This window comes from Vibrio sp. Y10_XG_PY6, from assembly GCF_024181795.1.
Taxonomy (GTDB): Bacteria; Pseudomonadota; Gammaproteobacteria; order Enterobacterales; family Vibrionaceae; genus Vibrio; species Vibrio diabolicus.
Map to the genome: position 1 here is coordinate 1,031,875 of NZ_JAMZAQ010000001.1, position 25,112 is coordinate 1,056,986.

At 43.6% G+C, this 25,112-nt stretch carries 21 protein-coding genes; 9 read left to right on the forward strand and 12 right to left on the reverse strand.

Going from position 1 to position 25,112, the window contains the following annotated elements; genetic code table 11:
* Nucleotides 1-33: 33 nt before the first annotated feature.
* Nucleotides 34-921 carry a LysR family transcriptional regulator gene (locus NL644_RS04545; RefSeq protein WP_005395465.1) on the reverse strand — a complete coding sequence of 296 codons (888 nt, stop codon included), beginning with the start codon at nt 919-921 and terminating at the stop codon, nt 34-36.
* Nucleotides 922-1,153: 232 nt separating this feature from the next.
* Between NL644_RS04545 and NL644_RS04550 the strand changes: the two genes are divergently transcribed.
* Nucleotides 1,154-3,235: a TonB-dependent hemoglobin/transferrin/lactoferrin family receptor gene (locus tag NL644_RS04550; protein ID WP_114323732.1), complete on the forward strand. Its 2,082-nt coding sequence runs from the start codon at nt 1,154-1,156 to the stop codon at nt 3,233-3,235.
* A gap of 334 nt (nt 3,236-3,569) precedes the next feature.
* On the opposite strand, the gene galE is transcribed toward NL644_RS04550, so the two are convergent.
* Together galE and NL644_RS04560 are read right to left on the reverse strand one after the other, a co-directional pair.
* Nucleotides 3,570-4,586: a UDP-glucose 4-epimerase GalE gene (gene galE / locus NL644_RS04555; protein ID WP_047010392.1), complete on the reverse strand. Its 1,017-nt coding sequence runs from the start codon at nt 4,584-4,586 to the stop codon at nt 3,570-3,572.
* Between the two features lie 54 nt (nt 4,587-4,640).
* Nucleotides 4,641-6,599, reverse strand: coding sequence for a diguanylate cyclase (locus NL644_RS04560; RefSeq protein ID WP_047010393.1), 1,959 nt, complete (start codon nt 6,597-6,599; stop codon nt 4,641-4,643).
* 319 nt (nt 6,600-6,918) lie between these two features.
* On the opposite strand from NL644_RS04560, the gene NL644_RS04565 reads away from it, so the two are divergent.
* From NL644_RS04565 to NL644_RS04575, 3 genes are read left to right on the forward strand one after another with little or no spacing between them, the layout of a single operon-like run.
* Nucleotides 6,919-7,674 (forward strand): 5-oxoprolinase subunit PxpA, encoded by a 756-nt coding sequence (locus tag NL644_RS04565; protein ID WP_005395471.1) that lies wholly within the window; start codon nt 6,919-6,921, stop codon nt 7,672-7,674.
* On the forward strand, nt 7,674-8,357 hold the full coding sequence (locus tag NL644_RS04570) for an allophanate hydrolase subunit 1 (protein ID WP_114323731.1): 684 nt from the start codon (nt 7,674-7,676) through the stop codon (nt 8,355-8,357). Before NL644_RS04565 ends, NL644_RS04570 begins: the two co-directional genes overlap by 1 nt.
* A complete protein-coding gene (locus NL644_RS04575; protein WP_114323730.1) occupies nt 8,354-9,289 on the forward strand; it encodes a biotin-dependent carboxyltransferase family protein in 936 nt (311 codons plus the stop codon). Before NL644_RS04570 ends, NL644_RS04575 begins: the two co-directional genes overlap by 4 nt.
* Before the next feature lie 27 nt (nt 9,290-9,316).
* Here NL644_RS04575 and NL644_RS04580 read toward each other — a convergent pair whose 3' ends face one another.
* The 3 genes from NL644_RS04580 to NL644_RS04590 all read right to left on the reverse strand — a co-directional run bounded on the left by NL644_RS04580 (nt 9,317) and on the right by NL644_RS04590 (nt 14,258).
* Nucleotides 9,317-10,756, reverse strand: a complete 1,440-nt coding sequence (locus NL644_RS04580) for an FAD-dependent oxidoreductase (RefSeq protein WP_114323729.1) — start codon at nt 10,754-10,756, stop codon at nt 9,317-9,319.
* 353 nt (nt 10,757-11,109) lie between these two features.
* Entirely contained in the window at nt 11,110-13,566 is a 2,457-nt protein-coding gene (locus NL644_RS04585; RefSeq protein WP_253658070.1) for an ABC transporter permease, read from the reverse strand.
* Entirely contained in the window at nt 13,566-14,258 is a 693-nt protein-coding gene (locus NL644_RS04590; RefSeq protein WP_253658071.1) for an ABC transporter ATP-binding protein, read from the reverse strand. Before NL644_RS04590 ends, NL644_RS04585 begins: the two co-directional genes overlap by 1 nt.
* Between NL644_RS04590 and tesA the strand changes: the two genes are divergently transcribed.
* The 4 genes from tesA to NL644_RS04610 all read left to right on the forward strand — a co-directional run bounded on the left by tesA (nt 14,257) and on the right by NL644_RS04610 (nt 19,959).
* Complete coding sequence (gene tesA / locus NL644_RS04595; RefSeq protein WP_005395483.1) at nt 14,257-14,859, forward strand: multifunctional acyl-CoA thioesterase I/protease I/lysophospholipase L1; 603 nt, start codon at nt 14,257-14,259, stop codon at nt 14,857-14,859. The two genes, NL644_RS04590 and tesA, sit on opposite strands and share 2 nt — an antisense overlap.
* An 82-nt stretch (nt 14,860-14,941) precedes the next feature.
* Nucleotides 14,942-16,141: an enoyl-ACP reductase FabV gene (gene fabV / locus NL644_RS04600; RefSeq protein WP_012842298.1), complete on the forward strand. Its 1,200-nt coding sequence runs from the start codon at nt 14,942-14,944 to the stop codon at nt 16,139-16,141.
* Between the two features lie 180 nt (nt 16,142-16,321).
* Nucleotides 16,322-18,232, forward strand: a complete 1,911-nt coding sequence (locus NL644_RS04605; RefSeq protein ID WP_253658072.1) for an EAL domain-containing protein — start codon at nt 16,322-16,324, stop codon at nt 18,230-18,232.
* A gap of 71 nt (nt 18,233-18,303) precedes the next feature.
* Nucleotides 18,304-19,959, forward strand: coding sequence for an ABC-ATPase domain-containing protein (locus NL644_RS04610; RefSeq protein WP_134645658.1), 1,656 nt, complete (start codon nt 18,304-18,306; stop codon nt 19,957-19,959).
* Nucleotides 19,960-20,041: 82 nt separating this feature from the next.
* On the opposite strand, the gene NL644_RS04615 is transcribed toward NL644_RS04610, so the two are convergent.
* Nucleotides 20,042-20,662, reverse strand: coding sequence for a DNA-J related domain-containing protein (locus NL644_RS04615; RefSeq protein WP_074190661.1), 621 nt, complete (start codon nt 20,660-20,662; stop codon nt 20,042-20,044).
* 203 nt (nt 20,663-20,865) lie between these two features.
* A complete protein-coding gene (locus NL644_RS04620) occupies nt 20,866-21,705 on the reverse strand; it encodes an isopenicillin N synthase family oxygenase (protein WP_085343679.1) in 840 nt (279 codons plus the stop codon).
* Nucleotides 21,706-21,947: 242 nt separating this feature from the next.
* On the opposite strand from NL644_RS04620, the gene NL644_RS04625 reads away from it, so the two are divergent.
* The gene (locus tag NL644_RS04625) at nt 21,948-22,544 is read left to right on the forward strand and encodes a DUF2238 domain-containing protein (RefSeq protein ID WP_193447294.1); all 597 of its coding nucleotides are present in this window, start codon (nt 21,948-21,950) and stop codon (nt 22,542-22,544) included.
* Here the strand turns inward: NL644_RS04625 and cutA are convergent.
* From cutA to NL644_RS04645, 4 genes are all read right to left on the reverse strand, one after another.
* The gene (cutA, locus tag NL644_RS04630; protein WP_031780471.1) at nt 22,506-22,838 is read right to left on the reverse strand and encodes a divalent-cation tolerance protein CutA; all 333 of its coding nucleotides are present in this window, start codon (nt 22,836-22,838) and stop codon (nt 22,506-22,508) included. The genes NL644_RS04625 and cutA overlap by 39 nt on opposite strands.
* A gap of 14 nt (nt 22,839-22,852) precedes the next feature.
* A complete protein-coding gene (locus NL644_RS04635; protein ID WP_085343680.1) occupies nt 22,853-23,104 on the reverse strand; it encodes a hypothetical protein in 252 nt (83 codons plus the stop codon).
* A complete protein-coding gene (locus NL644_RS04640; RefSeq protein WP_104972579.1) occupies nt 23,088-24,797 on the reverse strand; it encodes an SgrR family transcriptional regulator in 1,710 nt (569 codons plus the stop codon). The genes NL644_RS04635 and NL644_RS04640 overlap by 17 nt, the downstream gene beginning before the upstream one ends.
* Nucleotides 24,798-24,876: 79 nt before the next feature.
* The gene (locus NL644_RS04645; RefSeq protein WP_005395503.1) at nt 24,877-25,110 is read right to left on the reverse strand and encodes a DUF3389 domain-containing protein; all 234 of its coding nucleotides are present in this window, start codon (nt 25,108-25,110) and stop codon (nt 24,877-24,879) included.
* Between the last annotated feature and the right edge of the window lie 2 nt (nt 25,111-25,112).

Sequence of the window (25,112 nt, forward strand, 5' to 3'; positions counted from 1 at the left end):
GCAATGGGAACCTAAGAAGTAAAAGTTACGTTGTTACTTTAGTTTCCAATTCTTTTTCAAGTATTGAATACACCAGGATTTCGCCTCACCCATGGTATTTCGGCGCCATGCTAAGATAATATCCATCGGTTGCTCTTCTGTACCTTCGATTCGCTTCAATACGCCACTATCAATCAAAGGTTGTGCAATTTGGCTTGGTAACGTACCAATGCCTAAACCTGCAGTGAGCGCATCTACTTTTGCCGTAAAGTTGGTGACGGTCAAGCGAGGCTGTTTTTGAATGATATTAATTGAGAGCGCAGGTTGTTCGCGTGCGGTATCTGCAATAGCAATGATCCGATATTTTTCTCGGGCTGCTTCATCAAACTTACCACTACGCTTGTGCACATAGTGATCAGCTGCCGCTACCCAAAACATGCTCATTTTACCAATTTTTTCTGATTTGACTTCTTGAGGAAGTGTATCCAGTGATGGGCAAATCAGTAAATCCGCTCTACCTGTATTCAGAGATTCCCAGCTACCAGCCAAGATCTCTTCTTGCAGTCTGACTCGTGTTGAGCTTACTTCAGCCAATGCATCAACCATAGGGAAGAAATTGGATATAGGAATAATGCCATCAAAGGCAATGGTAATATCCAGTTCCCAGCCATTCGCCAATAACGTTGCATCATTCACTAACTTTTCACTGGCTTGTAAAATGGCTCGTCCTCTTTCAAGGATGAGCTTTCCTGCTTCAGTAAAATGGGCTTTGTGACCAGAGCGATCGAAGATAATGATGTCTAAGTCTTGCTCGAGTTTCTGGATCTGATAACTCAGTGATGACGGGGCTCTATCTAACTCATTCGCAGCAGCTGCAAAACTCCCTCTTCGGTCAATGGCATCCAGAATATGGAGCGCTTCTAACGTAATTGGACTCTGCACATGGCCTCTCTTAATGTGATTTTTGTCACATTGATTGTATTTGGATGATCTTATCAAGAACTAACGTTAAACAATATAACACACTGATAACTAAAGACTAGAAATGCTCATAACCTAAGAGTTCTACTCAAGATAAAAACACAAATAACAATGGTAATGATAGTAATTATTATTTAGATCTATTAATATCCCGTTTGTTGTTACCTATTATGGATCTAAGGTATTGAAGCCAATGTATAAAAAAACCATTTTGTCAGCCTCTATTCTGATTGCACTATCCCAAGGTGCCTACGCTGAAGATCATTCAACCTTCAATGAAGTGGTCGTGACTGCGACTCGTACTAATAGCCAAATCGAAGACACTGCTGCTTCTGTTGCGGTCGTTACTGATAAGAACATCGAAGAAAGCATGGTCACTGGCTTAGATGACCTCTTTGAGTACACGCCAGGAGTCACGGTTAAGACAAACTCTCGCCAAGGTGTCCAGAGTATCAATATCCGTGGTATCGAAGGCAATCGAATTAAAGTTCTTGTGGACGGCGTATCTCAAGGTAACCAGTTCGAATCAGGGAATACGTTCATTAACTCTGCTCGCGTTAACGTGGATACCGACCTAATAAAAGCGGTTGAAATTGTAAAAGGTGCAGCATCGTCTCTACATGGTTCTGACGCAATTGGTGGCATTGTTGCATTTGAAACTAAAGATCCGGCTGATTTCCTTAAGGGTCGTAACTTTGGTGGCCATGCGAAGTTCAACTACTCTTCCGAAGACAATACATTCAGTGAATCTGTGGCATTAGCGCACAAAACTGGCGACTTGGAATCTTTACTTGCTTATACGCGTCGCGACGGCAATGAACTGGATAACTTTGGAGATCTAGCAGATGCAGATACAGAAGCGAACAACTTACTGGTTAAGCTTCAGTACCAACTCAATGATGCACATCGTGTTGAGTTCAATGGGAATTATATTCACAACAAAGGCAACGGAAAGCAGTCTTACAACGGTTATACTAATGCAACAAGTGAAGATGTAACAGAACAATATCAAGTTGGTATAAAACATATTTGGGAGATGCAAACGGCCGTAGCGGACTCCCTTACCTGGCAACTAGATTGGCTTAGCAAAGAAGAAAACGGCATTACTGATCGTGTTAAAGGTCAGAATAACCAACGTAAAGACTACATCTACGAGGATGAAGGCTACCAGTTTGATTCTCAGTTCGACAAATATCTCATGCTTGGTAGTACAGAGCATTACTTTGTGTACGGTGCATCCTTCAGTGATAAAGACATTAAGAACGTTAACAAAGAGTACAACAGTGCAAGCGGAAACAAAGAAATTTTCTATATCCCTTCTGCGAGCGAGCGTCGTTACGGGCTCTTTTTACAAGACGAAATTACGGTAGGTAACTTTACGATTACCCCGGGCGTACGGTGGGATGCATTTGAAACCGATCCAGGTGACACAAGCAGCAACCCAAGTGGTAACGCGGCTAGCGACTACAAAAAGTTTTCTGATTCTGCATTTACAGGCCGCTTAGGTTCTGTTTATAAGCTTAATGAACAACATCGTTTATTCGCGCAAATCAGCCAAGGTTTCCGTGCTCCAGATTTCCAAGAGTTGTACTACTCCTTCGGCAACCCAATGCATGGCTATATTTTTAAGCCAAATCCTGATTTAAAAGCAGAAGACAGCATTTCGTACGAATTTGGTTGGCGACATAATAATGACATTTCTAGCAGTGAAGTGTCAGTTTTCTACAGCGATTACGACAACTTCATCGAACGTAAAACCGTCTCTGGCACTTGGACTCCTGTGACTGACCCTGCGATTCTGCAGTACGTAAATATTGGCAAAGCGACAATTAAAGGTATTGAGTTTTCAAACCAACTTTCGTGGAACAAGTTCATGCCAATCGAAGGCTTTAGCTCTCGTTTAGCAGCGGCGTATACGGAAGGTGAAGATGGAAACAATAATCCACTAAACAGTGTTAACCCTTGGAACCTTGTCGCTGGCTTTAATTACGATTCAGAACAAAACTGGGGAACCACGTTAACCATTAACTACACCGCATCTAAAGATAAAAGCGACATAAATGACGATAAAGTATTGCCTATCTCCGCAGCTACGGTTGTAGATGTCACCGCGTACTACAAACCTATTAAAGACCTTACGTTGCGAGCAGGTCTGTTCAACGTGACAGATGAAGAGTACTACAATTGGAATGATGTGCGTGACCTTCAGACAGAAAACAAAGATCTGACTCAAGCTGGGCGGAACTGGTCAATTACAGCTAAATACGAGTTCTAAACCTTAAAAACACAAAAGCCAGCGTAATGCTGGCTTTTTTTATGGCTTTCATTTCAAAAATGTAAAGAAAAGTATGAAAAATGAAAGTTTACTGTTTTGCCATCTCTTTTTTCACCATTACTGCTGCTGCAATGATAAAAGTGATGATCAGACCGAGTTCCATGAACTACCCCAATAGCTATGAGAAAATTTATAACCCAAATTAAGAGTCGGACATAGTTTAACAGCTCTATATAGACTTGCTACCTTTTAACCAGTAATTTACGATTTTTTCCGATTTGGATCAAAAAAGACGCAATTATGCGTCTTTTTGTTATTATTATGTAAATCAAAATTAGGCGTCTGGGTAACCTTGAGGGTTGTTAGATTGCCAACGCCATGTATCACCAGTCATTTCTTCTAGAGTGCGAGACGCTTTCCAACCTAACTCATTCATTGCTTTTGATGGATCAGCCCAGCACTCCGCAATATCGCCTGGACGACGTTCAACAAGTTGGTATGGAACATTTTTACCACTTGCGGTTTCAAATGCTTTCACCATTTCAAGCACACTGTAGCCATTGCCAGTGCCAAGGTTGTAGACATGAAGCCCAGCTTTGTTACCTACTTTTTCCAAAGCAGCGACGTGACCATCGGATAAGTCCATCACATGAATGTAGTCACGCACGCCGGTGCCATCTTTCGTTGGGTAGTCGCTACCGAATACAGAGAGGAACTCTCGGCGGCCCACCGCAACTTGAGAAACAAACGGCATTAGGTTATTTGGAATACCTTGAGGATCTTCACCTAACTCACCTGTTGGATGTGAACCTACAGGGTTAAAGTAACGAAGAAGTGTGATGCTCCAATCTGGATTCGCCTTTTGGAAGTCTGTTAAACACTCTTCCACCATTAATTTACTGCGTCCGTAAGGGTTAGTTGCGCTAGTTGGAAAGTCTTCTGTGATTGGAACAGAAGCAGGATCGCCATAGACAGTTGCTGAGGAGCTAAATACCAACGATTTAACTCCAGCTTCGCGCATTGCATCAACCAATACCAAAGTGCCATTCACATTGTTGTCATAATACTCTAGAGGTTTTGCTACGGACTCACCGACGGCCTTTAAACCTGCAAAATGGATAACCGCTTCTATATCGTTCGATTTTAGAACCTCTACCATTGTCGATTTATCTCTGATATCGGCTTGGATGAAGGTTGGCTTTACGCCACATACCTTTTCAATGCGCTCTAAGACCGTAGACTTACTGTTGTACAGGTTATCTAGAATCACTGGCGTCATACCAGCTTCGATCATTTGAATACATGTATGGCTACCGATATAGCCCATACCACCCGTAACAAGTACTTTCATTTTATCATTCCTTCTGACGCGAATGGGTTTAGTTTAAAGCTTTGACGTTACGATTTAAACTGTCTCCTGCAATTCACATCCCATTAATATTGCTTGGCCTTTTCCGGCTTTTTTAGCTTGATACATTGCAGTATCTGCACTTTTTAACACTCGAGTGGCATCTCGCTCATTAACACCGACCAATTTTACGCCGATGCTAACGCCAACCTTGAGCGAGTTACCTTTGTACTCGATTGGTGTGCATACGCTTTCGAGCAGTTGTTCTGCAATTCGGGTGACGACTTTTTGGTTGGCAGGATTAACCAACATGACAAATTCATCACCCGAAAGTCTTGCGATTAAATCACTATGTCGAGTCGCAGATGTTAGACGCTCGGCTACTTTTTTCAGAACTTCATCACCTGCGTCATGTCCATAGGTATCATTAACCTCTTTAAAACCATCGAGATCGAGGTAAAGCACCGCAAATTCGTCACGTAAGTATCCCGACCGTTGTACTAATTCTTCCAACTCTAAATGGAACTTGGAGCGATTCGCTAACCCCGTTAGTGCATCGTGATGAGCTAAGTACTCAAGTCGTTCCATCTCTTTTGCACCAGAAAGATCGGTAAGAACAATGACTAGGTCGTAGAACCCATTGTCTTCACACTTAACGATACGATTAACCCTTGCAAACATCGGCACAAACTGGCCAAGATGGTTCTGTTCAATAACTTCCCCTTGCCATACCCCGTAGTTTTCTATCGATTCAATGATGCTAGGCATCATTTCCTGCAACTTGCGCCACTTAAGTGTTTGGATAAATGACTTCCCAATAAGCTGATCCATCTCTAGTCCAACTAACTTAGTGACCGCAGGGTTAGCCATTGTGATAACACCTCGATGATTAAGAACGATGAGGCCATCTTGGCTGCTCTCAAAAACACGCCCCGCAACACGCTGCCTGCTCATGGCCTCTTCAATTTCGGTGATATCTTGAATCGAAAACAATAAGTGTCCATGTGTGGACAAACGACGACTGGTTAAACTCAACTGCTGTTCGTTGTCTGCATTTTTGAGGTGAATGTCATCGCATTCTAACCCCCTACTTAGGATTTGGCTCAGCTCATTCGGTGTTTTCGTTTTAATTAGATCACGGATATTGGCATGCTCAAGTTCCTCTGACTTTTTTTGAAATATCTGCCGAGTCGCAGTATTACAGTAAATAACACGCCCGAAGTTGTCGGTAATAACTAATGCATGTTGAATAGATTCAATGACTTCTTCTGAAAACGCCCGCTTTTGTTCTAACATTTCTAATGAATGTTGCCGCTGTTTCTCGCGTGTTGTTAACTTGTTCATCATTTGATTGAAGGAATGTGCGAGTTCTCCAATTTCATCCTTGGAGTAATAGCGAACTTGAGTATCCGTATTTTGTCCGTGTGTCACACTCTCTATCGTATGACTCAGTTCTATAACAGGTTTGAGAACAAGCCTATCGATACTTATGTAAAAGATAGTGCCACCAGCGAACAGCAACAGAAGAAGTACAGCACCATCTCGAAGTAAAGATTGTTGGGCTTCTATGATTGGACGATGGGAAAGCGTAACCCTCATACTGCCAATGACACGACCATCGTGAATAATTGGCTCTAGAACATAAAGAAATTTGGCAGATAAGGCATAACCTAGCGCGTGTAACTTGCTTCTTTCAGTTTGATTAGGGACGGGAGCTGATACCCCACCTCCTTCAAGAACAACGAAAGGTTGATCATCTTGGTCGTAAAGTTTGACCCGCGTAACATTCGGCTGGTTTAAAAAGTTGATGAGAGTAGTTTGAGCTTTTTGCTTGTTCTTTGTCGTTAGCGCATCTTTAATTGAGAAAGAAACATTGTTAATCAACTTTCTCGTTTGTTCGACCAACTCATGCTTAGACGATTGGTATGCAGTATACGAGGTATAACCTTTTGAGATAACAAAGATAGCCGTTATAAAGACCAAAATTGGCCAAATAAGCTTTGCTCGTAATGACATATGTATTCCTGTCGCAGACAACCACTAAAAATGACAGAAGCGTTGTTATGCAATCTATTACCCATTAAGGGCGACAAGATTAACACGATGCCAATGCAAAATAACCTTAAATTCTCAAAAATTGGATGGAAAAGGAACGAAATACCTTAAAATTCGGATCAACTCAAATAACGGCAACATCTTTATGGACTAAAGTGATCTTTTTCGTCAGCCATCAGATCATAAACCTCGCTTTCATGATAGAAGAATGAAGTGAGTCACTGAACCTAGATGCATTTTCCTGCATCGTGAACCCATTGCTTGTGTAGAAATAAAACGTATGACATTGAATAAACAGCAACTTACATTGAACTGTGACATGGGTGAGAGCTTTGGCTCTTGGATTATGGGGGCAGACGAAGATGTTATGCCTCATGTTGATATGGCAAACATCGCGTGCGGTTTTCATGCTTCCGATCCTAATGTCATGCACGACACTATCGCTCTCGCCAACGACAACGATGTTGATATTGGAGCACACCCGGGCTACGCCGACCTCCAAGGCTTCGGCAGGCGCAGTATAAACATGACGGGTGATGAAATTACTAACATGGTTATATACCAAGCAGGCGCTTTACAGGCACTTTGTCGGGCTCAATACACAGATATCAGCTATATAAAGCCTCATGGCGCGTTATACAACGACATGATGAAAAGTGATGCGATATTTAGATCAGTCGTAAAGGCGGCAGCTTTATTCAAAGTGCCGTTAATGATTCTAGCGTCACAGGAAAACGAAAAATACTTAGAAATCGCAGATGATTACGACGTTCCCTTGCTGTTTGAAGCATTTGCAGACCGTTTGTATCAAGATGACGGATTACTTACACCTAGGACACAGCCTAATGCCGTGTTGAAGAATGAGCATGCGATACTTGAGCAAGTCCGTACGTTAGCAGATTCTGGGCGTGTCAAAACCGCTTCTGGCGGCTACATTTTACTGGAAGCCGATACGATTTGTGTTCATGGTGACAATGAAGAGTCGATCGCTCTGATCCAAAAGATCCGTCAAAGCCTATACGCGGGAGGAAATTAATGCATAAAGAGAAATTTAGTATCTCTTTGATCTCCGAGTGCAGTATTTTCATTAAGTTTGACGAGAGTATCTCTGAAAATGCGGTCGGAGAACTTGCTCGCAACATCAAAGACACTTTAGCGTCAATCATTATGAACGTAGTCCCATCCTATCAAACCATCCTGATTGATTACTTGCCTTTTCGAATCAATGAAAAAGATTTAGTGCATAAACTGCATCAAATGATCCGTCAGTTTGATACTCAATCGCTCAGCCTTGTTCAACCTAACCACATCACTATTCCCGTATACTACTCCGAAGAAACCGCGCTAGATTTGTCCCGCTTTCAAGATCGTGGACTATCATTAGACGCGCTCATTTCTTTACATACTCAGGCCGAGTATGCGGTTTCAGCGATTGGTTTTGCTCCAGGTTTTGCATTCCTCTCCGATGCCGATACTCAATTACATATGCCAAGGTTAGCTACACCAAGAACGCGAGTACCAGCCGGAAGCGTGGGAATCGCAGACTCTAAAACGGCCGTCTATCCATCAGATAGTCCTGGCGGATGGAACATTATCGGTAGAAGCCCGCTTCCCCTTTTCTCTGATACGCCACCTTTTATACCGTTTGAAGTAGGTGACAAGGTCACGTTTAGTGCCATTTCCAAACAAAAGTTTATCGAGTTAGGAGGTGTTCTATGAGTTACGCTGGATTGCTGGTGGAAAAGTCAGGGCCACTTTCTTTGATTCAAGACTTTGGTCGTTTTGGCTTAGCGCATATTGGCGTGACTCAAGGTGGCCCCGTAGATGATTACGCCTACAGTTGGGCAAACCATTTACTTGGGAACGTAGTCAATTGTGCTGCGATTGAAATTACTTTGGGTAACGCTTGCTTTGTCGCACTACATAACTGCCATCTTGCAATATGTGGTGGTGATTTGAATGCAAAAGTAGATGGTGAGCCTATCTCAAATTGGTCTGACTTTATATTGAAGAAGGGGCAGAAGCTGCAGTTCGGAGTCGCAAAAAATGGACTTCGATCCTATCTTGCGGTTAAAGGTGGGTTCGATATTGCTCAGCACTTAGGAAGTGCCTCTACAGTCACGAGAGAATTTCTTGGTGGTTATGACTCAAATGGTGGCGCTTTAAAAGCAGGCGATATTCTTCCCTTTTTTCCTCATAACTTACCGAAACACAAACCAAGGCTGATGACATTTCGCTTTAAGCCGGATTACAACTTACCTATCAAGCTGAGAGTGATTGAAGGCTATCAAAATGAGGACTTTGATGAAGACGCTCGCCAAGCCTTTTATAGCAACGCATTCACCATATCCCCTGATTCAAATCGTATGGGCTATCGTCTTGAAGGAAACAAAATCAAACCGCCTTACGAAGGCGTACTGTCGGAAGGAATTGCGCTAGGATCGATTCAAGTTCCTAACGATGGTAATCCCATTGTGTTGCTCAACGACCATCAAACCATCGGTGGCTATCCTAAGTTTGGCTGTGTAGCACGTATTGACCTGCCAAGGTTGGCACAGGCGAAACCCGGGCAAAAAGTGAATTTTGTGAAAGGAGATAGACAAGGCTTGCAAGAAGTATGGTGCCAATGGGCTCAGTTTTTTGGATATTAATACAACCTCTGAGCCCATACGTAACTATTATGCCGGCATCCCATAACGCTCTGCTAACGCTTGCGGATAGTCTCGCTCTTGCGTGAGTTTAATCGCGTACTGCTCAATTTCTTGCTCAGACCAATGCACAGCGACTGGATGTTGGGATTCCACGTTTTGGTTAGGTTCGATATCAAACCAGAACTGAAGCATTTTTTGCGCTGCGAGTAGTGTTGATGACGCTTTTACCACTTCTATTCGTGCGTAATGGTTGTCTTCAAAGGTCACGTCGGCTGCCCTGAGTACCGGATCCGTTCCAGGAATTTGCTGGGCACCAAACAGGGCTTTTCCCCCTTTGATAGCAGAGTGATAGTCGGGAATGAACTGCGCCATGTGTTTGATAGCATTATTGGTTCGTTCTTCTAAGACTTCTTCTCGCCAACCGTTACGTATCTTTGAGAGTAAAGGAACTGGCAGTTCGGGCTGAGCCGAGGACGGCGTACTCTCAACTAAGCCATCTTCAAATAGCGTAATGCCTTTCGTCATGCCGTGAAGCTGAAAATAACCATCACCATAGGGGGTCAGTTGAGCCATTCCTTTATCAGTTCCACGCGGTCCATGGAAAATAACTTCTGGCCACAGTTGTTGGCAGTCTGCCCACTTGGTTACATAAGCGGCTTTAAACTCAACTAACCTATCACGCTTGGCACCGATGGTATTGTCAATGGATCCTGTTTCAAAACCACATGCATTGACCAAGTAGTCACATGTCATAAGATAATCAATGCCATCTCGTTCGTAACCAAGTTGCCAGTGATTACCCATCCAGTCCGCTTGTTTGAGCGTTGCTTGTGTGCATACTGAGGCGTTTGGCAGAGCGTTCAACGTTAAGTTGGCAATTGCGGCAAGGCGGAAAACACTCCAGCCATATTCCTGAACCGCCACAACTGGGTACTTTAGCGCTTCTAGATCAGCATGTTGAGCAAAAGGAATACACCACTCATCAAAGGTTGCAGGGTGACTTGGTTGAGTACATTGTGCGAGTGCTTCTAGATCCTCTTTTGAATACAATTTGTAGTATTCGCTTGGCTCGCCGAGCACTTTGTTGCTTTGATCTTTATCAACGAGCGTTTGATACGCATTTTTCACCACCTCTAGTCGAGGAATAAGTGCGGATGGGTCTCCACCATCAGAATAAGGAACTGCAATGATCGTCGGGCGAATATTCAGTGAAAGCGGATATAGGCGAACGGTATCAATGGATTGTGCTAACAAATCTAAACATTGTTGCTCAGAAATCTCTCGATATAAGTTGCCACCTGCATGTAAATGGCAAATGGGCGGACCATTTACCAGTGATACGCCCTTCTCTATTACGGAAACTTTAAAACCCAGCTCCGCAAAATGAATTGCTGCTGTTGCACCTGCGACACCGCCACCAACAACAGCGATGTGCTTATCTTTGTAATTTGGAAACTCAGACTTCATTGCTTCACTAAAAATTTTATAAGGAAAATTCTTTACTAACGGTGGATTCTACTCGTGTTTGGGCTTGATTAAAATCACAAAAAGTTCATGGGTTTGCGAAATATCCAACTGCGCCTTTATGGTGCGTTAAAGTAGAAAAAAATTGCAAAAAAAGTACTTGACGACATGGTTAGGAAGACACTTTTTTGTGCCTATGTGAATAACAATTTCACTGTAAGACCCATGGCGCAAAGCCTGCAGAAACACCCCACTTTTTACCCCATTTAGTTATCCCAAAAGTTATCCACTGTTTTTGTGGATAACTAAAATAAAAGTGTCATGGAGTGTTCCACATTTAATAACATTTGTAGTGATTAAGTGTTTACTGGCGTTAACAATCTTTTCAACAAACTCATTACGACAAGTGCCAACGTAACAAATGTTGCCAGTGGTAAAGCTATCCACAATTCGGGGTGAATTTGTGCGTTCAGATCGAAGCCATATGTCATTACCGCGGCCACACAAACTTCCGCAGCGAATACCGCAACACCGCTAGCTATCAACGCCATAATGCCGTATTCGGCCCACAGAGTCGTATTGATCCGTTTTTTACTTGAACCTAATGTGCGATACAAGCGGATCTCCTGCTGACGTTGGGATAAGCTTAATCTCAATAGCGTAAAGATAAGTAGCAACCCCGCAACCACGCCTAAAAGAGCAAGAATAGTGATTGCCGATACGATTTGTTGAATCAAGTCCTGGATTTTTTCGCCCATGGTACGAATATCTAAAACAGATACCGTTGGGTGAGATCGAGACATAGACGTTAATAGTGCTTCGTTCCCTTCATCAATTCTATAACTGATGAGGTAAGAACCCGGTAGATTAGCCATAACGTCGGATGAGAAAATAAAGTAAAAGTTAGGCTTCATATCACGCCATTCAACATAACGAATGGTATCTACTACCGCATCGTAGTTCTGGCTATTAATAACAAAGCGCAGTTTGTCACCAAGTTCGATGTCCAAGTCATTTGCTACATCGGCTTCTACGGAGACACTCCCCTTATTTGTCCATTCACCCGCAAGCACATCATTATACTCTGGCAGGCTGTCTCCCCACGTAAGGTTCAATTCACGACGTATTGCGTCAGAGCCTTCTCCTTCGTATTCAATCTCTTTGACGTTTTGACCATTAATCTCTGTCAATCGACCTCGAATAATTGGATAAGCTTGTGACCGTGTAACCCCATTTTTATCTAAGGTTTCTAGGTAGCTATCGAGTTCGTAATCACCAATATTTAATGCGAAGACATTTGGCGCGTCTGCAGGTAAGGTTCTCTCCCAATCCGCGAGAATATCGCTGCGCACAAGCCAGATAATAGATAGCAGCATCAAAGACAATGCCAAAGCACCAAACTGCAGGCCACTGGTTACTGGCGTGCGGTTGATACGACTCAACGCAAGCTTCATGGCAGGTTGTGTTGAAATACGCGCAAACAATTTTGTGAGTGCGACGCTCACTGCAGCAAGCACAACAAACAGTACTGCAATACCCATAAGAACAATCCAAACTAAGGTATTATCAGCATAAAGCAAAAGTAATGGAACAACGGGGACTAGAACGAGCAACATTCGCTTCCAAGAACGTTGTGCTTTGCCCTGCTGTAGCACTTCTAAGGCTGGAGTTTTAATCAAACCCAACAATGGTATGCCAAGGGCAGGAACGGTGATCAGGACCGCTGAGATAAACGACACTAGATATGGAGTGACGCCGTAACTAGGTAGTGGCTCTGGTAATAAGTCTTTGAGTGGAATGCGCAATAAGTACTCCAGCCCACTCCCCAACAATAACCCAACGACACTGGCGCTAATGAGCAGGATTGTGACTTGAATAAACAGCCATTTTTCAATCCATCGTCGACTTGCGCCAAGGCTTTTTAGCATCGCAATGGTTTGTGTTCGACTATTCACATAGTTTTGGCAAGTAAGAACCAATGTTGTCGCCGCCATAATGATGACAATCGCTACGGTCAACGACAGATACTGCGTCGTACGTTCAAAAACCTCATTGCTACGACTGGCAGTATCTTGCGTGCGCCAGCGATCACTAGGAGAAAGAACAGTATCTTCTTGCAGGCCTTTTAGCGTTTTATCATCGACTTGTAGAAACAGACGGTATTGAACTCGACTCCCGACTTGAATCGCTCCCGTTTTCTCAACGTCTTTTTGATGAATGTATGCAGAAGGCATTTGTTGAAATGGGTTAAAGCTTAATCCAGGTTCCATCAGCACTGCACCTGAAACCGTAAAATCGGCATCGCCTATAGTGACGCTGTCACCCGACTTGACGTCTAGTTGAGCCATAATCCGCTCATCAAGCCAGAGTTGGTTCTCTTTAACGCGACCGGATGGGTTGTTGTCTAGTACCAGTTCTCCCATTAAAGGGTAATTGTCGTCCACTGCCCTTACGGAAATCAACTGCATACCATTGTCGCTAAATGCCATCGTGGCAAATCGTGTCATCGTCGAACGTTCTAGGTTTTCAGTCGAGGCTAACAACGTGTCAGGTATAGGATTAGCAGACACAAACACCGCATCCGCTGTCAATGCATCCTTCCCCTGTTTGACGATCACCTGCTCCATTCGCTCCGCTAATGCAGAAAGCGCAAAGATGCTCGCAATCACAAGAATAAGAGCAACGCTAATAGGCCAAAGGTTCCCCTGTCTTATTTCGCCGAAACTCCAACGTATTAGGCTTTTGTTTGACGAGTGTTTTATTGCACTGCTTCTTTCTGTCGATGTTGCTTCGCTTGATGATACTGCAGACATTACACCTCCTCCTTAAGCTCACCCGCTTCCATACGATAAATACGGTCACATCGACTTGCTAGGTGACCATCGTGTGTAACTAATATCAGCGTTGTTCCATGCTGCTCATTAAGATCGAATAGCAGCTCAATCACTTTGTCTGCGGTTTGATGGTCAAGATTGCCGGTAGGCTCGTCTGCGAACAACAGTTCAGGCTGTGTCATAAAGGCACGTGCTAGCGCGACACGTTGTTGTTCACCACCAGATAATTGACTTGGAAGATGATCGACACGTTTTTCCAATCCAACAGCGGTTAATAATTCGGCTGCTCTTGCTTCATCTTCGGCTTCACCACGTAAAAGACAAGGAAGCGTAACATTGCGTAATGCACTCAAGCTCGGGATTAATAAGAAACTTTGGAAAACAAAACCTAGAGAGGCAGCGCGAATTTTTGCGCGAGCTTCATCGTCAAGTTTTGATAACTCATGACCTAACAAGGTAATTTCACCTGATGTTGGTGTATCAAGGCCAGCTAACAACGTCATCAACGTTGACTTGCCCGCACCGGAAGTACCGACGATGGCGATTTTTTCTCCTTTCCTGATGTCAACATTTACATCTTTGAGGATTGTTAATTGCTCTTGATTAGTAGAGACTTGTTTAGAAACCAAATTGGCTTGAACAATAGGTGCATTAAGTACAGGTGTTTGCATGATTCGTATACTTTCCTTAGTTCTATTTTTTTGTTTTTCCGCTACTGCACATGCGAGCGAAAAGCTACTTGTCTTAGGTGATAGCCTGAGCGCGGGCTATCAGATGCCGATCGAAAAGAGTTGGCCTAGCTTACTCCCTGATGCGTTGTCAGAACATGGTCAAGATGTAACAGTTATTAATGCCAGCATTTCTGGCGATACCACGGGCAACGGCTTAGCTCGATTACCACAGCTACTAACCCAACACAGCCCTGATATGGTGCTCATTGAGTTAGGTGCCAACGATGGCCTAAGAGGTTTCCCTCCTAAACTTATTACGTCGAATCTCTCAAAAATGATTACCATGATAAAAGATTCAGGTGCGGACGTTGTCATGATGCAAATTCGAGTGCCACCTAATTATGGTAAGCGCTATAGCGATATGTTTTACGATATCTACCCTAAGCTTGCACAACATCAACAAGTTACCTTGATGCCATTCTTCTTGGAGCATGTGGTCATCAAACCCGAGTGGATGATGGATGATGGCCTTCACCCAAAGCCTGATGCACAGCCTTGGATTGCTGACTTTGTTGCTCAAGAATTAATTAAACATCTCTAATTTTAATGGTCTAGCTCAATAAGTTTTACTTAACTTTACGTTAATCTATTTTCAATTCCACTCATCGAGGATAGATAACAACATGCGAATAGACCCTTTAATTCAAGGTGTTGTTGCTCGCTCTGCTCACCCATACGGGTGTCATGCATCCATTAAAGAGCAAATTGAATACGTAAAACATGCCCCGCAGATCAAAAGCGGTCCAAAACGGGTTTTGATTATTGGTGCTTCCTCTGGTTTCGGGTTAGCGGCTCGTATTGCCCTCACCTTCGGAGGTGCTAAAGCTGATACCATTGGTGTCTCCTTCGAGCGCGGGCCTTCAGATAAAGGCGTTGGAAGTGCGGGTTGGTATAACAACATTTTTTTTAAACAAGAAGCAAATCACGCGGGGCGTACCGCCATCAATATTGTTGGTGACGCATTCTCTGACTCTGTCCGCAATCAGGTGATTGAAGCCATTGAAACGTACTTTGAAGGTGAAGTTGATTTAGTCATCTATAGCTTAGCGACGGGTGTTCGACCTAAACCAGAGTCTGATGAGTTTTGGCGCAGCGTCATTAAGCCTATTGGTGAGCCTGTCACTGGCGCTTCAATTATGCTGGAAAACGATCAGTGGGTAGAAACCACTTTAACTCCCGCAACAGAGGAAGAGGCCGAAGCCACTATCAAAGTGATGGGCGGTGAAGACTGGGAAAGCTGGATTGATACACTGATTAATAATGACTCGATTGCACAAGGCTGCAAAACCATCGCGTTTTCTTACATGGGACCAGACGTTACGCACCCTATCTATCTCGATGGTACGTTGGGCCGAGCGAAAATCGATTTACACCAAACAAGTCACTCGTTGAACCTAAAACTTGCCAACTTTGACGGCGGTGCTTATGCGACAGTGTGTAAGGCGTTGGTGACGAAAGCCAGTGTGTTCATTCCTGCGCTAAGTCCCTACCTATTAGCGCTTTATCGAGTGATGAAGGAAAAAGGAACTCACGAACGTTGTATTGAACAAATGCAGCGACTGTTTACCACTAAATTGTACGATCAAGATAAAGTGCCTGTTGACGGCGAACGCTTAATCCGAATAGACGACTTAGAGCTTGACCCGCAAGTACAACAAGAAGTCCATGCTCTTTTAGAGCAAATGAACGCCAATAACTTTAAAGAGATTGGTGATTACCAAGGCTTTAAAGATGAGTTTATGAAGCTAAATGGCTTTAACTTTGAAGACGTCGACTATTCGCAAGACATTTCTATTGAGTCGCTAAAATCGCTTAAACCTTAATGCTTGTTATCTGTTTCAAGTATGAGATATGTGATAACTATTCCTAGTCCTGAACACTTTTCAGGACTTTTTTTTGTTTCAAGCCCCAGCCACCCTATACTTAATTAAAAACCGAGAACAAGATAGAGCAGTCTACATTTTAAATTCACAGGAAGTGAAACCACGTAAAGGATGACCTATATGGGGAGATTGCAAACATTAGATTATGAAATCCCTGAGTCTATGCAAAAAAGTTGGCAGGAAATCGTCAACTTACTGGCTCAAATAACGCACGTACCCACCACATTAATCATGCGTATCCATCCAGATCGTATTGAAGTCAACACATCCAGTGAAACTCAAGCTAACCCCTATCGTACCGGCGATGCTGAACTGCTCGGCAACGGTTTGTATTGTGAGCATGTCATTGAGCATAAGAGCGAACTCATGGTTCCTAATGCGCTCGAGGATGAAGAATGGTGCAATAACCCTGACATCAAACTAGGCATGATATCTTATTGCGGTTTACCGTTATTCTGGCCAAACGGAGAGACGTTTGGAACTATCTGCATGCTTGATTCCAAGAAGAATGAATACAGCGACACTTACCGCCAATTGCTCGGAACTTTCAAAGACTCAATCGAAGCGCAGCTCTCCGTCGTGTATCAGCAACACAAACTCCAGCGTCTTAATAATGAACTCAAAAATAGAGTTGAGAACCGTACTACGGACCTAGCGCAGTTGAGTTACTCCCTAACAAAAGAGATTGATCGTCGTAAGGCCGCAGAAAAACAAGTGAGCTACCAAAAAACACACGATCAGGGAACCGGATTCTTAAACCGCGCAGCACTGGAAAGTGTTGTCGGAGAGACACTCAGAATGTTGGATCATAGCCAGCAATCACTGCTCGTGATAAACATTGGCTTTAGTAACGCTCGCAGTATCCAAACCCGCTATGGCTTTGAGGCCTTTGACGAGATATTAAAAGAATTTCGGTATCGCCTTGGTAAACGAGAATCGAGTTATTTTGTTACCGGGAGGCCGAGCTCGAATGACCTTGTATTACTCATTTGGGGCAACGATATTGATATGAAATTGCGTAAGCTACTGGATGATATCACCAATATTGGCTTGGGAAGCTTTTATATAAAAGACACAGAGGTTCACCTCAACTCTTATATTGGTGTTGTACAAGCCCACCAAACCAGCAATGCCAAACAACTTCTTCAAAATGCATGCTATGCCATGCTGCTGTGTAAAGAGTCTGGCGAAGCGTATAGTTATTTTTGTGAAAGTCATTCGAATGAGCTAAACAACCACAATCAATTGGAAAGCTACTTGTTGCAAGCGGTAAGAAATGACGACCTGATGCTGTACTTTCAGCCCAAAGTTCATCCCCATACTCACAAATGGATTGGCGCAGAAGCATTGCTGCGCTGGAGACACCCAATACTGGGAGACGTCTCTAACGAAGCATTAATACATATGGCCGAACAAAACGGACTTATTTTTGAAGTTGGCTCTTTTGTTCTTCGTACCGCGATAGACAAAGCTAAACAGTGGTCGGAGTTAATTGATAATTTCAAAATTGCCGTTAACGTATCTCCAATTCAATTACAAAACGTGAACTTTGCGGAGCAAGTGCAACACCTACTCGAATCCTTTCACTTACCAGCACATTTTCTCGAACTCGAGGTGACCGAGAGCGCTTTAATTGCCGATGAAATCGTAGCACGCACAACTCTAAACAAATTGCACGAACTAGGTGTGACGTTGTCACTAGATGACTTCGGTACAGGGTACGCCTCTTTCAGCTATTTGAAGAAATACCCATTTGATGCCATCAAGATTGATAAGAGCTTTGTCCAGCAAATGGAAAAGTCGGACGATGATCGTGCGATCATTTGCTCTATCATACACATAGCTAAAAAACTGGACCTCCAAGTGGTTATTGAGGGCATTGAATCCCCCCAACAAGAGCAGTTTCTTATTGGTGAGGGATGTGATATTGGGCAAGGCTTTCTCTATGGTAAACCGATGCCTTGTAATGAATTTGAGCAAAGTTTGTTTAATCAGCGTCTTTCAGGCGGACAATACGCCTACTCTTCCTAAGCATTCTCTTTACTAAGGTGGCGGTGGTTTCTATAATCGCCGCCCGCTTCTATTAAAAGGCCAATATCTTCATGGATCAGTTGACTGCCACGCTTAAGAAAATTGAAAAGCAGAACTACCGCGCTTATCAGCAAATCAAAGGTCAATACGACTTCACTGATTTCACTTTGTTCATCGATCACGTACAAGGAGATCCGTATGCTTCCGCGTCACGTTTTCGTGCAACTCGCGCCTGGTCCTTGACTGGTCTGGAATGGTTAAAAGACGAGTCCCCTGCTTTTCAACGAGCAGCACGTGATTTTATTGCGCGCAGTTTTGAGCTGTTTGCTAAACAAGAAAACTCCGTATCCATTTCATTGAATGGCCAAACTGTGTTGGATAGCACCGCAGTATTGTTTACCGAGGAAGGTATTGAACTGCGTTTTCGAGTTAACTTGCCTGCTGAAGGTCGTTCAGTGTTGGGGAAAAAAGCCAACAACATACTGACTTTCCATTTGCCTAAGTTTATCCGTCGAGCGACCTTAGAACGTGAACTCGACAAAACAGCATTGATTGAGCATTGCCAAGTTGTTGAAGACCAAGATGCCCTGCGTGCACAGTTGGAAGCCAATAACCTAGTTGCGTTTGTCGCAAATGGCAGCATTCTCCCTCGAATTGCCGGTAACTGTGATCTCCCAATGAAAGAGGCGGTTGAATTCAAAGCCCCTGAATCGCTGCAAGTGACTTTACATGCGCCAAACAAAGGCCATGTCACGGGATTAGGGATTCCAAAGGGCATTACTCTTATCGTAGGTGGCGGTTTCCACGGTAAATCTACCTTACTGAATGCGATTGAGCGTTCGATTTACGATCATATTCCAGGAGATGGTCGTGAATACATCGTAGCTGATGACAAAGCAATGAAGATCCGCGCCGAAGATGGTCGATGCGTGCATCATTTGAACCTGTCGAATTACATCAACCATTTGCCAATGGGTAAAGATACAGCGGACTTTTCGACTCAAGATGCATCAGGCTCAACATCACAAGCCGCTTGGCTTCAAGAGTCTATTGAAGCGGGTGCGAGCACGTTATTGATTGATGAAGACACTTCTGCGACGAACTTCATGATTCGAGATGAACGTATGCAGGCATTGGTGGCAAAAGGTGATGAACCAATTACCCCTCTTGTCGATCGCATTGGTCAATTGCGAGATGATCTCGATATCTCTACCATTATCGTTATGGGTGGTTCAGGCGACTACTTAGACGTTGCCGACACAGTCATTCAGATGCACGACTACCAAGCGGTTGATGTGACAGAAAAAGCGAAAGAAGTGATCGCTCAGCACCCAACTCAACGTCATAACGAATCGGAAGAACGCTTACAAACCTTCCCGCCTCGCGCCCTGAATCGCGTTGCTTTGATGAATATTCTCACTGACGGTAAATTCCGTGTGAATGCGAAAGGCAAAGAGTCACTTCGATTTGGCAAAGAGTTTACTGACCTTAGCGCTTTGGAACAGATTGAGTCCGCTGATGAAGTCAACACGATTGGCTGGTTATGGTTCCAAATCGCTCAGCTTCCAGGCTGGTGTAATCATCCAGCGAAGGAAATTGAAGAAATGCTGTCTGGTGAGTGGCATGCATCGCTCCCTAAGCAAGGAGACTTAGCCAAACCACGCACACTAGACGTAATGGCTGCGCTTAACCGCATGAGAAAATCTCAGTTTAAGCCATCATGCTAGTTTTGATACGCTGATTGAGACAATCCAATGAAAAAAGGCAGCTAATAGTTAGCTGCCTTCCTTTATCTTTATTCATACCGAATCATTCGTTTCTCAGTACATTCCACGCTTCACAAAGAATTCTAAACCTTTCTGCATCACCATTCTCTCTATCTGGGTGCCAACGAAGCGCGAGTTTTCGCCACTGCTTTCTAATTTCTGCGGGTGTTGCATCAGGGTTAAGCTCAAACAGTGACAGTGCCTTTGTCTTATCTACACTTGCAACAGACGAACCACCAATGAATTTTTGATAAGTGGTCCAAAACTCATTCAACAATCGACGCACTTCATCTTCGTCCGCTTCGTAGTTGCGCCAATCCAGATAATATTCACGCAAAGGGTCGTTAATATCAACGATATGCCTCGAAGCTTCTAACGAAGACATCAGCTGGATATTCATCGCTTCAACTTGCAGCCAGGCATCTGGGTAAAGCGTTTCTTGCAGTTGGTATAGCGCGTTCATGATTAAGAAATTTCGTTTGAATAAATCCTTATCAGGAGAATCATCCAATTTCGAAATGTAGCCCTGTTCACTCAACTTGCTTGCTAAGGTGTGAACTTTCCAATCGGAAGGCTGCTTTCTAAGAATTTCTAGCATTGGCCAAAGCAACGGGTTTTCTATTGCGTGAGTCTCAATACTACTGACCGTGCGTTGTCCTTCCATTCATCCTCTCTGTTTTTAATATTGAAGCATCACACTAATCTCAGAGAAAGCTGCTCATCTGTACTGGTAAAAATGCTTGCTGACGCGTGTTTCAGGCCTAATTTCTGTGGCACCGAATGAAGCGAGGGTATCATTTTGTACCATAAACAACAAAAGGCCGATAGTCATCAACCATCGGCCTTTGTAAGGAGATCACGTAAAGGTTAAATAACCCCTAGTTCACGTAAACGTTCCATAAGGTAGCTATGTGCGGTGTAGCGCTCAGACAAAACTACTTCTGGTTTTGGATGCAAGAACAACGGCAATGAAATACGCGACTTTTCTTGACGGCCACCCGTTGGGTTAATTACCCGGTGAGTCGTTGAAGGAAAGTAACCGCCCGACGCTTCTTGAAGCATATCACCAATGTTGATGATTAAGTTTCCGAAGTCACATGGTACATCTATCCAATCACCTTCTTTGCTCTTTACCTGTAGTCCAGGCTCATTAGCAGCAGGCAAAACCGTTAACAGGTTAATGTCTTCATGCGCAGCAGCACGAATAGCGCCAGGCTCTTCTTCGCCTGTCATCGGTGGGTAGTGAAGAACGCGTAGTAATGTTTTGTCGCTGTTATTGATCATTTCTGACAACGCGATAGAGAACTTCTCTTGAACGTCCTTAGGTGCGCACGCTTCAACCCAGCCTAATAGCTCCTGAGCAAATGCATTCGCACGCTCGTAGTACTCTAAGATTTCAGCTTTAAGTTGCTCTGGGATCTGACCCCAAGGGTAAACATGAAAGTACTCTTTGATGTCTTTCACTTTGTGCCCTTTCGCTACTTCAGACACAGAAGGTGGAAAATAGCCATCTTGGGTGTCTACGTTAAAGTGAAAATCATTCTTTTGATCTGAACAGAAAAACTCATGCCAGTTTTTGTAAATTGACTCTACAAGCTCTTGTGGAATCGGGTGGTTTTTCAACACACCGAACCCTGTTTCGCGCAGAGAGGTAACGAACTGTTGAGCAGCATCGTCAGCAAGATAATCGACAGTTTCCAGTTTCATGGCTTTACTTCTTTTTTATTAGACTGAATCACGGATTCTATGGATGGCCATGTTGTAAATCAAACTTTAATGAAAGGTGCACGCGCAAACGTTTTAATGTTGAGCAGCTTGGCAATAAATCAACATTTTCAGTGATCAAAAACACCATCAAAATAACAATTGCACACCGTTCAATTAAGTGTAATCATTACCCAAGTCTATGGAGTCCCACTGTAAGATAAATTGAAGGATCAAGTAACTCTATGAAAAGCACCTCGACACTCTTAGGATTGACGATTTTTTATGCCATCGTGTTTTTATTTTCTGCGTTAGAACCTAACTCACGTGCCGTTTGGTTTGCAGAGATTATCCCAGCAATTGGTATTCTTGTTGCTATTTGGGTAATCTCGATTCGCTATCAATTCAGTAATACGGCTTACTTTTTAATGTTCATCTGGCTCTGTTTGCACACTATCGGAGCGAAATATACGTTTTCCGAAGTACCATTTGACTGGTTTAACGACATGATTGGTTCAGATAGAAACAACTTTGATCGCGTTGCGCACTTTTCGATTGGCCTTTATGCGTATCCGATAGCTGAATACTTGATACACAAGAACAAGTTCAACAAAACGTTCTCTTGCTGGTTTGCTTTGTTTGCGATCATGTCGCTTGCAGCAGGCTATGAGATTATCGAATGGTGGTATGCAGAATTGGCTGGCGGCGATGAAGGAATCGCCTTTCTGGGCTCGCAAGGTGACATATGGGACGCCCAGAAAGATATGTTGTGCGACACCGTTGGTGCAGCGTTGTCGCTGTTTTTAATGTCGGCTCAGCGTCGATTCTCTCAGCCACTCTAAATAAGGGTTAAACCCATCAACAATTGGAACCTGTACGATCTGTGCTACTTCATATTCGTGCAGGTTTTCTATTTTCTCTTCCACCAATTCATAGAGCTCTCGGCGAGTTTTGATCACCAGCAACCATTCGTTGTCAGTACAAATCTCCCCTTTCCACACATAGTGACTTTCAATAGGCATCGTTTGAATACACGCGGCTAATTGGGCATCTAGCAAACCTTTAATGATCTGATCTCGATTTTTTTCGTTGCTGGTTGTGCTTAACACCATGCAGTAGTCATGTTTTATACTCATTTTCTAGCCCTTCATTATTTCATTGTCACTTTGCCGCCAATCATTTTGTAAGCGGGCGTTCCTCTCACTAGGGTATCTCTTGCAAACTCTTGCCTGCAACTGGGACAGATGCATGGGGTTTGTGTGAAATCGTCAACAATGCGCTCTTTGAAGCACTTGACCAGTGCGCCTTTTCCGCCTTTACGGTACTTGAATAGTTGAGTTTTACACTTTGAGCAATAGATATCGACGGTTTTCGTCGGCTGTTTCTTATTCGGTTTCGCCATGATTATTTTCTATATCAGGTTTTACCCATACGTTATTAAAGTCAAACCAACCTAAGGCATTACACTTTGCATTTTGTAAGGCACCGCTGTGGTCTTTATTGACACCCAACCAGCAGTGAAACATCGGAATCACCTGACAACTTTTTACCAACTGACGTCCTAACTCACGTGCAGGGAAGTCTGGATAAACACCAGCACGCCACTGATCAACGAGCTTAGCCCATTCGCTAAAATCGTAACCAGAACTGAACTTTTCAATATCACTATAGTCTAGAAGCCACCCTGCCAAAGCATCATTTCGGTTCGTTGCAATGCCCATGGCTTTCACCCAAATATCCACTTCCTCCGGTGCGGGCGGTTGAGAATCATAACGAATAAACTCGACCTCTATACCGTGCGGTTTTAAGAGTGTCTTGATAGCCTTGGCAACTACTGGAAACATCGGATGCTTTTTCTGATACGCCACGTAAATCAACTTATCAGCCTGCGGCACGGTTCCCGCCTCTGCTGGCCTAAGGTCAATCCAACCTGGCTTAAGGCCAAAGGCTTGCAATACTCCCAGTTCCATCACTTTATCCTGAGGAACATGAGCATAAATTTGGTGACTGTTGAGAGTTTGTGATAGGAATTCTGCCCAGCGAGGGTCTTTTGCAATCCCGGTGTTTTTGTTTAGTAATAGGAATGTACAGCCAGGATCAAGCTCGACCTCATCAGATGAACCTTGTTTATCCATCTTTGGCTTAGACAAGCTTGGATAGACCATTGAAGAGTACGCTTCATCAATTACCCACACCTCAACTTGGTCCAGTAAGGGACGAAAGCCAAAGTAGCCATCAAAAGCAGTCAAAATGAGACGCTTATCATCATTCATTTTAACTTGGAACGGCCCAGTCCCTATTGGTTGTCTATCGAAGTTTTCTGAACGCAAAGCGCTTGGTAGCAAAATTTTTGCTTGCGACTCACTCAGCGCCAAAGGCAGGTAGCGATCAGGACGGACGAGTTCAATATCGACGGTCCATTCCTGTGGTGAAGATACCTTTTTTATATGAGAAAACAGGTTCAGGCTACTTAGTGCAAGCACACTTTCAAGTACACAACTGGTTGATAAGGGTTCACCATTATGAAAACGCACCCCACGACGAAGATAAAAACGCCAGTGCGTATCAGAAATGGCTTCCCATGTGTGGGCTAAATCTGGCTGAAGTTGTTCATTTTCATCAAGGCGAGTTAGCCCGCTAAAAATTTGTCTGGCGATGTGCTGTTCTGAACGCCGCATCGGTTTCTGTGGGTTTAACATCGCCAATGGTCGATAATATGGCAAACGTACCACCTGTTCGCCCTGCCGATGCTGAAGCCCTAAATAACCCTGAATAACCTGCGTTAATCGAGCCGCGTCGTTATCAAGCGCATCTAGAGCCTGGCCAATTTTCCCTTCGTCAAGATAACGTCTGGCGAGGTTTTCACTGACATCGCTACGATTACGTTTGAAAACGAGTTTTGAGAGTTTTCCTCGACCCGCCGCTGGATGCCATTCAATCCAGCCCTCCTCTTCTAATTTATTGAGAACAATACGGGCATTGCGACGTGTACAAAACAGCGCTTCGGTAATGTCTTCTAGCTGAACGTCCGTATCGTGACCGGCGAATTTTTCAAACAGTGTTTCGAACTGAACACGTAAACGAGGGCTACTCATAAAGAGGAAATTCTTATCTTATTGTTGATAAGCTAAGTTTCCTCATTTTTATCAAAAAGTGCAAACGTCACGCAGTAAATTATTGAATATCGATGCCAATTTCTCGTGCAAGATCGGCAAGTTGTTCCTCATTATCCAGCTTGATAGACCATTTACACTCTGCACCATGAGATAAAACAACGTTCGCTCCTCTACCCAGTAACTGGATAGAATCGGTTTGCGCTTGTAAGGTTACCATTGCACTGCCGGAGAGCTTAATCACGATTTCACGCTGGGTAGCAATGATTTTTCCTAATGAAAACTCAATCACCATCT

Excerpts from the sequence above, each read along its gene's own strand:
- NL644_RS04550 (WP_114323732.1), top strand. The coding sequence starts at position 1,154 with ATGTATAAAAAAACCATTTTGTCAGCCTCTATTCTGATTGCACTATCC.
- galE (WP_047010392.1), bottom strand. The coding sequence starts at position 4,586 with ATGAAAGTACTTGTTACGGGTGGTATGGGCTATATCGGTAGCCATACA.
- NL644_RS04560 (WP_047010393.1), bottom strand. The coding sequence starts at position 6,599 with ATGTCATTACGAGCAAAGCTTATTTGGCCAATTTTGGTCTTTATAACG.
- NL644_RS04565 (WP_005395471.1), top strand. The coding sequence starts at position 6,919 with ATGACATTGAATAAACAGCAACTTACATTGAACTGTGACATGGGTGAG.
- NL644_RS04570 (WP_114323731.1), top strand. The coding sequence starts at position 7,674 with ATGCATAAAGAGAAATTTAGTATCTCTTTGATCTCCGAGTGCAGTATT.
- NL644_RS04575 (WP_114323730.1), top strand. The coding sequence starts at position 8,354 with ATGAGTTACGCTGGATTGCTGGTGGAAAAGTCAGGGCCACTTTCTTTG.
- NL644_RS04580 (WP_114323729.1), bottom strand. The coding sequence starts at position 10,756 with ATGAAGTCTGAGTTTCCAAATTACAAAGATAAGCACATCGCTGTTGTT.
- NL644_RS04585 (WP_253658070.1), bottom strand. The coding sequence starts at position 13,566 with ATGTCTGCAGTATCATCAAGCGAAGCAACATCGACAGAAAGAAGCAGT.
- tesA (WP_005395483.1), top strand. The coding sequence starts at position 14,257 with ATGATTCGTATACTTTCCTTAGTTCTATTTTTTTGTTTTTCCGCTACT.
- NL644_RS04590 (WP_253658071.1), bottom strand. The coding sequence starts at position 14,258 with ATGCAAACACCTGTACTTAATGCACCTATTGTTCAAGCCAATTTGGTT.
- fabV (WP_012842298.1), top strand. The coding sequence starts at position 14,942 with ATGCGAATAGACCCTTTAATTCAAGGTGTTGTTGCTCGCTCTGCTCAC.
- NL644_RS04605 (WP_253658072.1), top strand. The coding sequence starts at position 16,322 with ATGGGGAGATTGCAAACATTAGATTATGAAATCCCTGAGTCTATGCAA.
- NL644_RS04610 (WP_134645658.1), top strand. The coding sequence starts at position 18,304 with ATGGATCAGTTGACTGCCACGCTTAAGAAAATTGAAAAGCAGAACTAC.
- NL644_RS04615 (WP_074190661.1), bottom strand. The coding sequence starts at position 20,662 with ATGGAAGGACAACGCACGGTCAGTAGTATTGAGACTCACGCAATAGAA.
- NL644_RS04620 (WP_085343679.1), bottom strand. The coding sequence starts at position 21,705 with ATGAAACTGGAAACTGTCGATTATCTTGCTGACGATGCTGCTCAACAG.
- NL644_RS04625 (WP_193447294.1), top strand. The coding sequence starts at position 21,948 with ATGAAAAGCACCTCGACACTCTTAGGATTGACGATTTTTTATGCCATC.
- cutA (WP_031780471.1), bottom strand. The coding sequence starts at position 22,838 with ATGAGTATAAAACATGACTACTGCATGGTGTTAAGCACAACCAGCAAC.
- NL644_RS04635 (WP_085343680.1), bottom strand. The coding sequence starts at position 23,104 with ATGGCGAAACCGAATAAGAAACAGCCGACGAAAACCGTCGATATCTAT.
- NL644_RS04640 (WP_104972579.1), bottom strand. The coding sequence starts at position 24,797 with ATGAGTAGCCCTCGTTTACGTGTTCAGTTCGAAACACTGTTTGAAAAA.
- NL644_RS04645 (WP_005395503.1), bottom strand. The coding sequence starts at position 25,110 with ATGGTGATTGAGTTTTCATTAGGAAAAATCATTGCTACCCAGCGTGAA.